Consider the following 13,677-nt stretch of genomic DNA (forward strand, 5'->3'; position numbering starts at 1 on the left):
CTCTCCTATCTCATTGAAGCTTTATAATCATTCAATTCGTTTCTAACATATTCTAGTGTTAAAAGTTTTTCTTTTATCTCTTCCACCGTTAAAATATGTGTATTATCGGAGTTATATTCATAAGATTGCGTAATCTTTTCGTTACCGGTTTCAACATAATTACTATAATTTAAATCTCTGGAGTCTGCCGGCACTCTAAAATAATCACCCATATCTTCACATTGTGCGTATTCTTCTCTCGTCAACAATGTTTCTGCTTTTTTCTCTCCATGTCGCGTACCAATGATTTCAATTGCATTATCAGCTTCAAACAATTCTAATAATGCGGTCGCAAGATCCCCTACCGTTGAACTTGGTGCTTTTTGAACCATAATATCGCCTGTCTCTGCATGCTTAAATGCATGAACAACTAGTTCTACCGCATCTTCTAAGCTCATTAAAAATCTTGTCATATCAGGATCTGTAATCGTTAAAGGTTCTCCAGCTTTGATTTTATCGATAAACAAAGGAATTACTGAACCTCTTGAAGCCATTACATTACCGTATCTTGTACCGCAAATAAGCGTTTGTTCACTACGAATATTTCTTGATTTAGCTACGAATACTTTTTCCATCATTGCTTTCGAAATACCCATAGCATTAATAGGATACGCTGCCTTATCTGTAGATAAACATATGACTTTTTTAACATTTTGATGAATAGCACTTTGTAAGACATTTTCTGTACCAATAATATTTGTCTTCACTGCCTCAACTGGAAAGAATTCACATGACGGCACTTGTTTTAAAGCTGCTGCATGGAATACGTAATCAACATCTCGCATTGCTGTTTCTACACTTTGACTATCACGCACATCACCAATGTAGAACTTTAATTTTGAATTATTATATTTTTTTCGAATGTCATCTTGTTTTTTCTCATCGCGTGAAAAAATACGAATTTCTTTAATATTAGAATCTAAAAACCGTTTCATAACAGCATTACCGAATGATCCTGTGCCCCCAGTAATTAATAAAATTTTGTCATCGAACATAATTATCTCCCTTTTTGCCATTGGCATAGTTAATAATTTTTTCTTTACTAAAGTCATTGACGATGTCTTGAATAATCGCTTCAACTTCATTACATTTCATATGTTGTACTTTGCCACGATAAATTTTTTCAAATACTTGTTCAGGGTGAATTTCATCCTTATTCATCAATTCTTCATACATTTTTTCACCAGGTCTAATCCCTGTAAAAGTAATGCGTATATCGTCTTCTTTCTTACCACTTAACTTAATTAAATTTCGTGCTAAATCTACTATTTTCACTGGTTCTCCCATATCTAACACAAATACTTCGCCACCTTCTGCTAATGCCCCTGCCTGCAAAACTAGTCTAGAAGCTTCAGGAATTGTCATAAAGTAACGTGTCATTTCAGGATGTGTCACAGTAACTGGCCCACCTTCTTCAATTTGACTTTTGAAAAGTGGAATCACAGATCCTCTCGATCCAAGTACATTACCAAATCTCACTGCAACAAAATTTGTTCGATGCGTTTCATCATTTAAACTTTGAATAATCATTTCTGCAATTCGCTTTGAAGCTCCCATGACATTAGGTGGATTAACGGCTTTATCCGTAGAAATCATAACGAATTTCTTTACCTCTGCATTTTTAGCAGCTTCAGCAGTATTTTTCGTACCTAAAATATTATTACGTACTGCTTCTTCAGGGTTGTCTTCCATTAACGGCACGTGCTTGTGTGCTGCTGCATGATAAACTGCGTATGGTTTATACATTTCCATAATTTCAAACATACGCGCTCTATTTTGCACATCCGCTATAATAGGAACGATATCAACATTTTTTCCGAAGCGATTTCGCAATTCACGATTGATTAAATAAATACTGTTTTCACCATGGCCAAGTAGAATAATACGTTCTGGATAGAAATTACAAACTTGTCTACAAATTTCTGATCCTATTGAACCTCCAGCGCCCGTAACTAAAATAGTTTTATTCGTCAATTCATTTGATATCATATCCATATCTAATTCAACAGGATCTCTGCCAAGTAAATCTTCTACTTCAACTTTTTTCAGTTGGTTCACTTCTAACTCACCAGACATGACGTCTTCTATATTTGGCATTTTCAATAACTCTACGCCATCCATATGGCAAATATTATTAATTTCTTTCAAACGCTCTTGACCAATAGTTGGAATTGCAATGATAATTTTTTTAATCTTATATTTCCTCACTAGTTCTGGAATATCCGCGATTTTACCTTGGACTTTTACACCCTCAGTAATTGTGATATTACGTTTATGTTCGTCATCATCGACTGCTAATACCGGTTCAAGTTTCATTTCGTCACTTTTCAACATTTGTCTAATCAGCATTGAACCTGCTTGACCAGCACCAACAACTAAAGTTGGCTTCTTATTAAATGACTTACCTCCAAGGTATTTCCGATAAATACGCCAAAATAACCTTGAGCCACCTATTAAAATCAAGTGCATCATCCATGTAATTAAATACAACCTAAAAAACGGTCTATTGCCTGTAACAATTGTCACGAACACCATCGTAATAACGATAGATGTCGTCACAGCTTTAACAATTAAAATCAATTCACTCACACTGGCATATTCCCACGCTCGATGATACATATTAAAAATAAATGCTGAAATATGATGCGATATGAATAGTGATATAGCTGCCAATATTAATAATTTGACAGAATATGTTTTGAAATACGGTTCTAAAATGTAATAACTTACGAATACTGAAAATGTCACTATCAGTGAATCGATTAATGCTAGTATTAAAAGCCGCAATTTCACAGATAAATGTGCCATAAAACCCCTCATTTGCTGTTTATAACCCAAACCATCTTTTCTGTTTATAATCTTGTTGTGGCATTCGTTTAGGAATTTTTTTATCATCAACAACTAACTTCGCATTACTAATAAATCCGTTCATATCTTCATAATAATCACGTAATTTCTTATCATTAAATAAGTCTTTCATTAAGAACGGTCTGATTTCTGTGTTATGCGCATCTGAACCGATGAAATGTGTCAGATTGTTTTCAATCATTTGAATTGCTAATTTTCTAATTTTTTTACCGGAAATACCCGCTAATGACGCCGTTGTCACTTGACTTAAAGCACCTTTGTTAATTAAATCGTATAGTATGTCAAGGTTTTGACTTATTGCTTTATTCCGCTCTGGATGTGCAATAATCGGTACAAAGCCTTTACTCTGTAATTCGAAAAATAATTGATCAGTATAGTGTGGAACTTCATTTGATGGAAATTCTATTAGTAAATAGCGTGAATCATTAATACCGGTAATAACTTTTCGATCAATATCATTAAGGATTTGATCGGTAATTCTTATTTCCTGACCATAATAAAACTTTAGATTTAGTGCTTGTACTTCCTCTAAGCTTTCAATATGGTTTAAACATGATTTCACTTTTTCTATAGGTGTGGTATATCGAGGATGTAAGTGATGTGATGTTACAATGATTTCTGTAACACCTTGTGTTGTCGCTTGTCTTAAAAGATCCAGCATCTCTGTTTCATTTGTCGGACCGTCATCGATATTCGGCAATATATGGTTATGAATATCAATCATACCTATTCATCTCCATAATAGTGATAATAACTAGAAGACTTATCTACTTTTGCCTTATTTAAAATGACGCCTAGAATATTACTGCCTGCTTTTTCCATAAGTGTTTTAGCTTTTTTAACTTCATTTTTATCATTTTTTTCACTATCAATGACTAACAGACTATCTTTAATAGCACGTGCATATAGTTGTGCATCAGTCACGGTATTAACTGGCGGTGTATCGACAATAATGATGTCATAACGCTCATTGAAAAGATTAACTAACTCTTTAAATCTTTCAGAACCAATTAATTCTGTTGGATTAGGAGGTACAGGACCAGCTGTTAGTAAATCTAAATTATCAATTTCTGTCGTCGTAATAGCTTCTGACATAGTCGTTCTACCAATGATTAAATTCGATAATCCATTATTATTTTGTTCATTAAAAATATAGTTTTGTGTTGGCTTACGCATATCCCCATCGATAATTAACGATTTATAACCTGCTTGTGCATAAGTAATCGCTACATTGGATACGACTGTACTTTTACCTGCACCAGGCTTTTCAGAAGTAACCAATAAGCGCTTTACTTCACCATTTGCTTTTGAAAACATGATGTTTGAACGTATACCTCGAAACTTTTCACTAATTGTTGATTTTGGTTTTTCATACACAAATAGTGTTGTTGTCGTATTTTCCTTTTTTGACATAAGTAGCAACCATCCTTAATTAAATTTTTGAATTGAACCCAATACAGGCAATCCTAATTCTTTCTCTACATCTTCTTCATCTTTAATTCGCTTATCAAAAATTACTTTGAAGAAGATATATATAAGCGCGACAACTAATCCTAAAAAGAGTGCACCGATTAGATTCACTACAGTTTTTGGTGCGACTTTAACTGCTGTACCGTCTGCTTTAGATAAAATTGATACGTTATCCACACTCATAATCTTCGGAATTTGTTTACTTGTAACTTTAGCGAAGCTATTCGCAATTTTTTCCGAATCTTGTTTATGACCACTTTTAACTTGGATGTTGATAAGTTGTGTATTTTCTTGGTTTGTAATTGTCAACATACTCGATAATTTAGATGGTGAATACTTATCATTTAAGTCCTTTGACACCTCATCTAAAATTCTAGGACTTTTAACAATTTCTTTATACGTATTTACAAGTTGAATATTACTTTGAACCTCTTGCGCCATAAACTGAGGATTGTCACCCTTAGTTTGATTCACTAAAATTTGAGTATTAGCTTGATATTTAGGTGATAAGACGAAAAATGTAACAATAGCGCTAATAATTAAAAATAATAGCGGTAAAATAATTAAAATCTTCAAGTTTTTTTGTAATACTTCTTTAATTTTTGTTAATTCTAATGTACTTTCCATTATTTACCTCCCTTAAAAATTTTCATTAAAATTGGTATTATATATATAGTATTTACATATTACATATCGTTTAAACAATTAATTACTTTTAAACCGCATTATTTTCGCCTTTTTATTTATATGAAATTAAAAATAATTATACTCTAAAGTAGTAATAGTTTGTGAAAAGTGTACCAATCTTAATACTTTCTTTATTAAAAAAATTGATTGTCTAGGTTGTATCTCTCTGAAGATTTGGCAATAAAGAAAAGCCGATAACCGTATAATGATTATCGACTTTAAGTTTATGTGGCATTTTTTACTTTTGTAATTTCAGGTGAGTTAGATGATTATTATCAGATAGATTATTGCTTATAATCATATGATGTTTGAATGATATCTTTGATTTCACTGATTAGCGCTTCTTTAGGATTAGCAGTTGTACACTGATCTTCAAATGCGAGCTCTGCCATTCTATCAATTGACTCATTTAATTCTTCTTCAGACACACCTTGTGATTTCAAATTCATTTCAATTCCGACTGATTGACCTAATTCGTAGACAGCTTTAGCTAATGATTCTACGAGTGCTTCTGTCGTATTACCTTTTAATCCTAAGAATTTGGCAATATCTGCATAATCTGTATCTGCTCTGAAGAACTCATATTTAGGGAATAATGCATGTTTTTGCGGGTCTTTGGCATTATAACGGATAATATGCGGTAGTAATATCGCATTCGCTCTACCATGCGGAATACCATATTCCCCACCAATTTTATGCGCAATTGAGTGTGCAATGCCTAAGAATGCATTTGCAAATGCCATACCAGCCAAAGTTGATGCGTTATGCATTTTCTCTCTTGAAACTTTATCACCTTTTTCAACAGATGATTTTAAATATTCGAACGTCAATTTAATCGCTTGTAGACTCAAACCTCTTGTGTAATCTGAAGCCATTACAGATACATATGATTCCATTGCATGCGTTAGTACATCCATTCCTGTATCTGCTGTAACGCTTTTTGGCACACTCATCACAAATTGAGGGTCAATAATTGCAACATCAGGTGTTAAAGCAAAATCAGCCAACGGATATTTTACATTTGTTTCACTATCTGTGATAACTGCAAATGGTGTTACTTCTGAACCTGTACCTGATGTCGTAGGGATACAAATGAACGTCGCATTTTCAGGCATGCCTATTTTATAAGTACGTTTACCGATGTCTAGGAACTTTTGTTTAGCACCGAAGAATGATGTCTCAGGGTGTTCAAAGAACATCCACATTGCTTTTGCAGCATCCATCGCTGAACCACCACCAAGTGCAATGATTGTATCCGGTTGGAAATCAACCATCATTTCCAGACCTTTATATACTGTATTCGTTGATGGGTTCGGTTCGACTTCGCTAAATATTTTAATTTGAGGCTGTTCCGTTCTTTGTCTTAATACATTCTCAACTGTTTTTGTATAACCGAATTCGACCATACCAGGGTCACAGACAATCATCACTTTTTCAATCTTGTCCATTGTTGTTAGACTCATGATTGCATTTTCTTCAAAATAAATTTGAGCAGGCACCTTGAAAATTTGAGTATTATTACGTCGTTTAGCAATTGTTTTAATGTTTAATAAATCTGTCGCACTAACATTATGTGAAATTGAGTTTCTACCGTACGAACCACAACCTAATGTTAAAGACGGAATCAATTCGTTATACATATCACCAATACCTCCAACCGCTGATGGTGTATTTACAAGTACACGACAAGCTTTCATTCTTAGTCCAAAATCTTTTTGTAATGTTTCATCTTCTGTATGGATAACGGCTGTGTGTCCTAATCCACCAAAATGTAGTGTGTCTTCACAAATTTGAAATGCTTGTTTTGTAGATTGGGCTTTTACTAAGGCTAATACTGGAGATAATTTTTCACGAGATAACGGATAGTCTGAACCTACACCGCTAATTTCGGCTATGATAAGTTTTGTATTTTCGGGGACAGGTATACCTGCTAATTCAGCTATTTCAACTGCAGATTTACCGACAATATCAGGTTTAATACTTGTTTTTTGTTCATTCATAATTGCATTTTCTAAGCGTTGTAATTCATCTTTTTTAACAAAGTATGCTTGATGTGCTTTAAATTCATTAGTAACATCTTTATAAATTTCTTTATCAATGACTACAACTTGTTCAGAAGCACAAATCATACCATTATCAAATGTTTTTGAACCAATGATATCATTTACTGCACGCTTAATGTGTGCTGTTTTTTCAATGTAAGACGGCACGTTACCTGGTCCCACACCTAATGCCGGTTTGCCAGTTGAATATGCAGACTTAACCATGCCCGAACCACCTGTTGCTAGAACTAATGCAATACCTTTGTGATTCATTAATTGTTTTGTTGCTTCGATAGAGGGCACTTCAATCCATTGAATAATATCTTTAGGTGCACCTGCCTTCATTGCCGCTTCTAATACAACTTCTGCTGCACGCTTCGACGATTCTTGCGCACTTGGATGGAATGCAAAAATGATTGGATTTCCTGTCTTAATTGCAATCATCGCTTTAAAAATAGTTGTCGACGTAGGATTTGTTGTTGGCGTAACACCACAAATAACACCAATTGGTTCCGCTACATACGTTAATCCTTTTTCTTTATCTTCACCAATAATCCCTACTGTCTTATTGTCTTTTATTGAATTCCATATATATTCAGAAGCGTATAAATTTTTAATCGCTTTATCTTCGTATATACCTCTTCCAGTTTCTTCATGTGCTAATTTTGCTAGCACCATATGTTGATCAACAGCTGCTAAGCTCATTTGATGAACAATATGATTAATTTCTTCTTGTGACTTTTTAGATAATGCTTCTAATGCCTTTTTCCCTTTGTCAGCTAGAGCATCAATCATAATTGCCACTTCTTGTTCTTTCGATCCACGATTTTCTTTTTCAGGTATAGTTAACATATACAACCACTCCTTTATACTTTGTGAATTATTTCACAAACATTATAGTACATGTCTCTCAGGATATAAAGAAAATTCTATACAAAAAAGTTTAATTTCGAATATTATTTGAACAAATATCAAATTTTAAAATAAATGTTTTCATGAAATCATTGTTATTTCGGTGTTTTTAGAATGATTTTATAATCATAATTTTTTCAATGACATAATTTATTCATAATTATATATTTAATTCTGAATATTCTTTAATAGCCTAAAAAGCTTGTTATATCGCACAAAACACAACATTAAAAGGTCCTTGTCGATACCTATCAACAGATGTTGCAAATAAAAACCTCGAACTGAAATGATAATCTTTTCAGCTCGAGGTTTAAATATTGGTGTCTTATTTATATAGATTCGTTATATTATATTCTCTATTTTCATTAACATAATCCTTAAAGAGTTTTAAATTAATACCTGCTAGATGATTCAAAAATGTTTCATCAACTTTTAAATAATTCAATAATTTTTGTGGTGTCAGTATATTTCTATCAAAATACAACTTTAATAAACTATTCATTTTGACAGGACGTGACATTTCAATCACGTCGTCTAAAGGCTCTTTACTTTTATAGCCTTTTTTATTTAATGATGCCCAAAAATATCTGTACTGAGTACTAGACATTAGACCTAGATAATAGGCTCTCATTGCAATTGCTTGTATAGAAACATACCATTTTTCTTTCAATACAGCTAAATAATCAGGATTTGATTTTTTTGTCATTTGATCAAAGTCTTTTTTAAACGCTTCTTCAGGTAGTAAAAATTCAGAGGCGAAAATATCTGCCTCATGTTCAATTGTCTTATATTCTTCAGGAGATAATAAATCGAATTGAATATGACGATGTAGAACGAGATGTCCCAGCTCATGTGCAAGATCAAAATTCCTTCTAACTGCTACCCCCTTATTTGTACCCAGTATAATAAAAGGTGTCTGATCTTTACTCCAAAAACTATATGCGTCTATACTATCATTAATTCGCTTTTCGTAGATAACTATACCCGCTTTTTCAAGCATAAATAATAGTGCTTCATTGCTTTCGTCTTGAAGAATTTTAGCCCTCACAACTTTAGCAGTTTCTTTTATGCTTTCTTTTTTATTTAGTGATTCTAAATTGCCATTCAACAAGTCATCTAAATTATTTATTAAAGATAAAATAATATTATCCGGTATCTTTACAAAGGAAAATAAGTAGCTAGTTAAATTAGATAAATACATTGCTTGATAATATTGCTTATTTAATAGTTTCGTAGATACTTTATAATTTTTTGCTCTAAAAGCTATACTATGTTTATCGACAGAATTTATTAGGAGCTCTTCGGGCTGCTCGCTAATAAAGTAGCTAGATTTAACATTAAAAATAGATGTCATATCATAAATTTTATTAATTTCTGGCATCATATTTTTTGTTTCATATTGCCAAATTGCTTGTTCACTTACATTTATTTTTTCTGATAATTCTTTTCTACTTAGAGCATTAAGCTTTCTCACGTATTCTAAATTCTTGCCAATAAACATTAACTTCACCTTTCGCTTTCAATCATATCGTTATCTTCATCGATACTGATACCAAATGCATGTTCTACATCTATGAATTCTAACTCTCCATCGTTTTTAAGTACTTCTAACTCTTCTTCGTCAATATGATAATCTTCTCTTTCTACTATTACTTTGTCTAACAATGGTGTCAAATCATCAACCATAATTGCAGAATTTGTTTCTGGATTTGGCAACCATTGTTTGATTGCAGCTAATTGCTTTGATTCTTTATCAATACGATATGTAATAATTAAAAAATAAGAATTAATATCTCTATTACTGCCTTCTTTTATATTAAATAATATACTATCTGCAGTCATTTGATGCCTAATTTTAAAATCTTCTCCAACAGTATCAAAATTAATGCCACTATTCTTAGCTATAAGTCCCTCTAGGTAGTTTTTACTTTTTTGATTCTTATCAGCAACTAAACTCTTCCCTACGCTTACATTTTTTTCATCAAAGTAATCTTCATTTTTCAATATAAACATGATATTATTTTTCTCTTCATCCTTATTAAATATAAACTTTAAATACTTCCATGATGGTCCAGCATTTTCTTTAATATACTTAACAAAATTTTCCAAATGCTTAGCAACTTGATTTTCAATATGATTAGATTTGGTGTACACATAGGCATCACTAATCACCATACGTTTCTTGACTTCATTTCTCTCATTAACATAGTCCTTATATCCCGCGAAAATTCCTTTAACAATAGATTCTCTTACTTCTTGTTTAATTGTTTCCAAATTAATCACTTCATAATATTAAGTTATATAAAATATAAGCCTTGTTTTTTGTAAAATCAACATTTTTCTTAAAGTATATTGGTGTTTAAGAGTGATTAGTTTAAACAAAAACAAAAACTTACCCGATTAAAATCAAGTAAGTTTTACATATATCCGTCACTTTTCAACTTTAAAATCAACAACTTGCGGGATGCGCATCAATTTATTATTTGATAAAAAATCAATAAGTAATTGTGCGCCTTCAACTTGAATATCTTTTACAACTGGCGCGTCGATATACATATCATACTGACCACCGCCAACTGCACGATAATTATTTACACAAATTGTATATGTCTGCTTTAAATCAACTGCGTGACCTTGAATCATCATATTGCTCACACGTTGTCCCTTTGGTCTTCCAACATGAATGGTATAACTTACGCCACCATATATATCATAATTAAAGTGTTGGGGTTTGGGTTCAAGGAAGTCTGCGCTCACACTTACTTCATCATTTTTCACGTCAAAATATTCTGCTGATCGTTCAATGGCTTGTTTAAGTTTGAAACCACTTACAGCTAAAACTTTAAATGTATTTGGAAATGGGTAATTGTTAATAACATCTCGCATCGTCACGACTTGCTTGAAACCACTAGCAGAATCAAACAAAGCTGTACAGGCAACATCTGCTCCACTTTTTTCTAATAAAGCGTAATTCATAAAATTAGTAAAAGGATGCGGAGCTACACGTGCCTCAAATGCATGATTAATCATCATATCATATGGCAATGTTGTAATTTCGTAATCTAACCAGTCCTCTAGCTGCTTTCGTATATGTTGGTCATCTTCATCAATAGTAAATGTGGGATCATCTATAACAGGAAGTAATTCACATGATTCAACGGATACATTTTCATATTCATCAGTACTCAAGACAACTTTGCCTACAGTTGTACCTCTCGTACCAGGTTGAATCACAGCCGTTTGCTTAAACCTTTCAGCAATTTGTCGATGTTGGTGACCCGTAATAAAGATATCTATATCTTTAGAAAACGCTTCTAACATGCCATATCCTTCATTTTCACCCGTTAACACTTCGGTCGGCGTACCACTTTCTATATCCTTTTCAAATCCACCATGGTAACAAACCACAATGATATCTGCATATCGCTTCATTTCAGGTAAGTGTTGTTGAAGTGTTGCAAAAGCACTATGAAACGTAAGTGACTGAATATGCTCTGGTTGTTCCCAATGGGGAATAAATTGTGTCGTTAAACCTATCACACCAACCGTTTGATCTCCAACCTGAAAATACTGCACACCGTTATCAGTCAATGTACTATCATTTTCATAAATATTAGCGCACAAAACTGGATAATTGAGTCTGCGTAAAGTGTCTTTTAAGTATGGTAATCCATAATTAAATTCATGATTACCAAGCGTACCAAAGTCGAATGCCATTCGATTATAAAAATCAACTAAAGGCTGGCTACTGCCGCTATGCGCGATTAAGTAATTACAAAATGGTGACCCTTGCAAAAAATCACCATTATCTATTTTAAAACTTTGGTCATACTGCCTTCTGTCTTGTTCTATAACATGATTCGCTAGTAACAATCCCATAGGCTGATATTGATTTCTACTCGTAAAATCTGTTGGGAAAATATAACCATGTACGTCACTCACGACATAAAATGCTATGTTTGACATCCTCACTCACTCCTTCAATCACAAACATCTTTCTTATTTCTATTATATATTTATTTGAAGTCTGTTGTAATCAAGGTTTTGTCACCGAGTTTTAAACGAATCTTTGAACCTTCCATACTTTCGAGTACTTTGGCATTGACCTTAATTGTGGCATTTCCGTTTTCATCTGCTTTAACTGTTGGCAAAGTACTGTAACCTGGCGGGTTATAATCGTTATCTTTACTTGAAAATTGTCCGATTTGACGTCCTCCTTCTTTGTAAATACCAACTCTAAGATTTTCAAGTGTTTGATTTGCTTCAAATCCTTTTAAATGTATTGTCACTTCAAATGGCTCATTTACAGAAACATTTTGCGGGATATCAAATGATACTTTTTCGGTCTGATTTGGTGGCGTATGATCATCTGGTGTGTTTGGCTGAGGATCCGCGCCTTTTTCACTGCCATAACTACCTGCTTTAAATGTTGTTGGGTCATACCATTTATAACCACTCGGCGGTTGTGACCATGGCTCTTTTTCAGGCTCAGTTGAACGCTCTGGTCGTTCAAAATCAAGCAACTTAGTCTTTGTATCTAATGTTAGGCCACTCGCCTTAAGTGATTTCCCATCATTATCTTTAGACATCCAAGCTGTTATATTATTTAATAGCTTACCGTTGTCTTGTTCTTTAAAACCATCATATGTTTTCTTCTTTTCTCCATTATCTTCTCTCACATATTTGGGCGAACTATCTTCCACAAGTGATGAATCACCGATAAATGCTGCTTTACCTTTTCCAACTTTAGAAATTGCTACATAGGGACCTTCTGCTTTACCGCCCCCATTATAAATACCTTGATCTACAGCATGTGACCATTTACTTTTCGCTGGCAATTGTTCTGGTGTATACACAATACCTTTTGCTTTCTCTGGATTAGTAATTGCTAATGTCGAACCGGCATGCATAGATACAGATTTCACACCTTCAGTAATACCAAAACTTTCTTTTGAAGAAACAATATTGCTCGTATTTAAATCACCTAGTGCATTATATCGAAAACGTACGCCAAAGTTTGTAGATAACCAATCTGAACTTTTCACACCTTGCATTGCAGTAGAACTTTTTTCTTCTGCATTCATACCTTTCGACATATCTTCATACGCTCCACGTCGATAACCATTCATTGCCTCTGATGAATCAATACGATTTAAATTTCGGTCAGCATTGTAATGGTCTGAAATAAAGACAACATTTCCCCCTTGTTTCACATAGTTAACAATTGCTGCCTGTTCTGATTCTTTGAAAGGAATGTTAGCCTCAGGAATTACAAATATTTTGGAACTTTTCAAACTTGCTTCTGTTATGTTCGAATGACCATCAATAGCTTTAACGTCATAACCTTGTTTTTGTATTGAATCCGCATAATCTGAAAATGCACCATCACTAACCCAATCTGCAGCACCAGCTGTTTGACCATGAGAACGATCGAATAATACTGTTTGCTGTTGCTTTGTAGGTTGCGATTCATGCGTTATAGCTAAAGATTGCGGTAAAGCACTTAATGATACCGTTGCAACAATTGCAGAGACAGTTAATGACTTATATATATTTTTCATTTTTTGAGGCTCCTTTTAAAATAAATTTGTTCTTGAATTATAGGATAAATATATGTTTGAAATGGGCAATTTAACGAAAATTTTACAAAATCTTATCA

General features: G+C 33.3%; 10 protein-coding genes. All 10 read right to left on the bottom strand.

Annotated elements, in window-relative coordinates; genetic code table 11:
* Positions 1-5: 5 nt before the first annotated feature.
* The gene (gene cap8E, locus NST10_RS09330; protein ID WP_000459062.1) at positions 6-1,034 is read right to left on the bottom strand and encodes a type 8 capsular polysaccharide synthesis protein Cap8E; all 1,029 of its coding nucleotides are present in this window, start codon (positions 1,032-1,034) and stop codon (positions 6-8) included.
* The gene (gene cap8D / locus NST10_RS09335; protein ID WP_000940769.1) at positions 1,024-2,847 is read right to left on the bottom strand and encodes a type 8 capsular polysaccharide synthesis protein Cap8D; all 1,824 of its coding nucleotides are present in this window, start codon (positions 2,845-2,847) and stop codon (positions 1,024-1,026) included. The genes cap8E and cap8D overlap by 11 nt, the downstream gene beginning before the upstream one ends.
* Positions 2,848-2,866: 19 nt before the next feature.
* Positions 2,867-3,631 carry a type 8 capsular polysaccharide synthesis protein Cap8C gene (gene cap8C / locus NST10_RS09340; protein WP_000565300.1) on the bottom strand — a complete coding sequence of 255 codons (765 nt, stop codon included), beginning with the start codon at positions 3,629-3,631 and terminating at the stop codon, positions 2,867-2,869.
* A 2-nt stretch (positions 3,632-3,633) separates the two neighbouring features.
* Positions 3,634-4,320 carry a type 8 capsular polysaccharide synthesis protein Cap8B gene (cap8B, locus tag NST10_RS09345; protein ID WP_000037317.1) on the bottom strand — a complete coding sequence of 229 codons (687 nt, stop codon included), beginning with the start codon at positions 4,318-4,320 and terminating at the stop codon, positions 3,634-3,636.
* A 15-nt stretch (positions 4,321-4,335) separates the two neighbouring features.
* Positions 4,336-5,004, bottom strand: a complete 669-nt coding sequence (gene capA, locus NST10_RS09350) for a capsular polysaccharide type 5/8 biosynthesis protein CapA (protein WP_000446302.1) — start codon at positions 5,002-5,004, stop codon at positions 4,336-4,338.
* Positions 5,005-5,348: 344 nt separating this feature from the next.
* The gene (gene adhE, locus NST10_RS09355) at positions 5,349-7,958 is read right to left on the bottom strand and encodes a bifunctional acetaldehyde-CoA/alcohol dehydrogenase (RefSeq protein ID WP_000955797.1); all 2,610 of its coding nucleotides are present in this window, start codon (positions 7,956-7,958) and stop codon (positions 5,349-5,351) included.
* Positions 7,959-8,343: 385 nt separating this feature from the next.
* Positions 8,344-9,519, bottom strand: a complete 1,176-nt coding sequence (locus NST10_RS09360; RefSeq protein WP_000469818.1) for an XRE family transcriptional regulator — start codon at positions 9,517-9,519, stop codon at positions 8,344-8,346.
* Between the two features lie 5 nt (positions 9,520-9,524).
* Entirely contained in the window at positions 9,525-10,292 is a 768-nt protein-coding gene (locus NST10_RS09365) for a hypothetical protein (RefSeq protein WP_000447775.1), read from the bottom strand.
* 156 nt (positions 10,293-10,448) lie between these two features.
* The gene (locus tag NST10_RS09370; RefSeq protein ID WP_000065044.1) at positions 10,449-11,984 is read right to left on the bottom strand and encodes a bifunctional UDP-sugar hydrolase/5'-nucleotidase; all 1,536 of its coding nucleotides are present in this window, start codon (positions 11,982-11,984) and stop codon (positions 10,449-10,451) included.
* A 50-nt stretch (positions 11,985-12,034) separates the two neighbouring features.
* Positions 12,035-13,579 carry a hypothetical protein gene (locus tag NST10_RS09375; RefSeq protein ID WP_000790531.1) on the bottom strand — a complete coding sequence of 515 codons (1,545 nt, stop codon included), beginning with the start codon at positions 13,577-13,579 and terminating at the stop codon, positions 12,035-12,037.
* Positions 13,580-13,677: the final 98 nt, after the last annotated feature.

Origin of the sequence: Staphylococcus sp. FSL W8-0305 (genome assembly GCF_037966415.1) — a bacterium.
In the GTDB taxonomy this organism is placed as follows: Bacteria; Bacillota; Bacilli; order Staphylococcales; family Staphylococcaceae; genus Staphylococcus; species Staphylococcus aureus.

What these genes read in the sequence shown, in the direction of transcription:
- cap8E (WP_000459062.1), bottom strand. Translation starts at nt 1,034, where the DNA reads ATGTTCGATGACAAAATTTTATTAATTACTGGGGGCACAGGATCATTC.
- cap8D (WP_000940769.1), bottom strand. Translation starts at nt 2,847, where the DNA reads ATGGCACATTTATCTGTGAAATTGCGGCTTTTAATACTAGCATTAATC.
- cap8C (WP_000565300.1), bottom strand. Translation starts at nt 3,631, where the DNA reads ATGATTGATATTCATAACCATATATTGCCGAATATCGATGACGGTCCG.
- cap8B (WP_000037317.1), bottom strand. Translation starts at nt 4,320, where the DNA reads ATGTCAAAAAAGGAAAATACGACAACAACACTATTTGTGTATGAAAAA.
- capA (WP_000446302.1), bottom strand. Translation starts at nt 5,004, where the DNA reads ATGGAAAGTACATTAGAATTAACAAAAATTAAAGAAGTATTACAAAAA.
- adhE (WP_000955797.1), bottom strand. Translation starts at nt 7,958, where the DNA reads ATGTTAACTATACCTGAAAAAGAAAATCGTGGATCGAAAGAACAAGAA.
- NST10_RS09360 (WP_000469818.1), bottom strand. Translation starts at nt 9,519, where the DNA reads ATGTTTATTGGCAAGAATTTAGAATACGTGAGAAAGCTTAATGCTCTA.
- NST10_RS09370 (WP_000065044.1), bottom strand. Translation starts at nt 11,984, where the DNA reads ATGTCAAACATAGCATTTTATGTCGTGAGTGACGTACATGGTTATATT.
- NST10_RS09375 (WP_000790531.1), bottom strand. Translation starts at nt 13,579, where the DNA reads ATGAAAAATATATATAAGTCATTAACTGTCTCTGCAATTGTTGCAACG.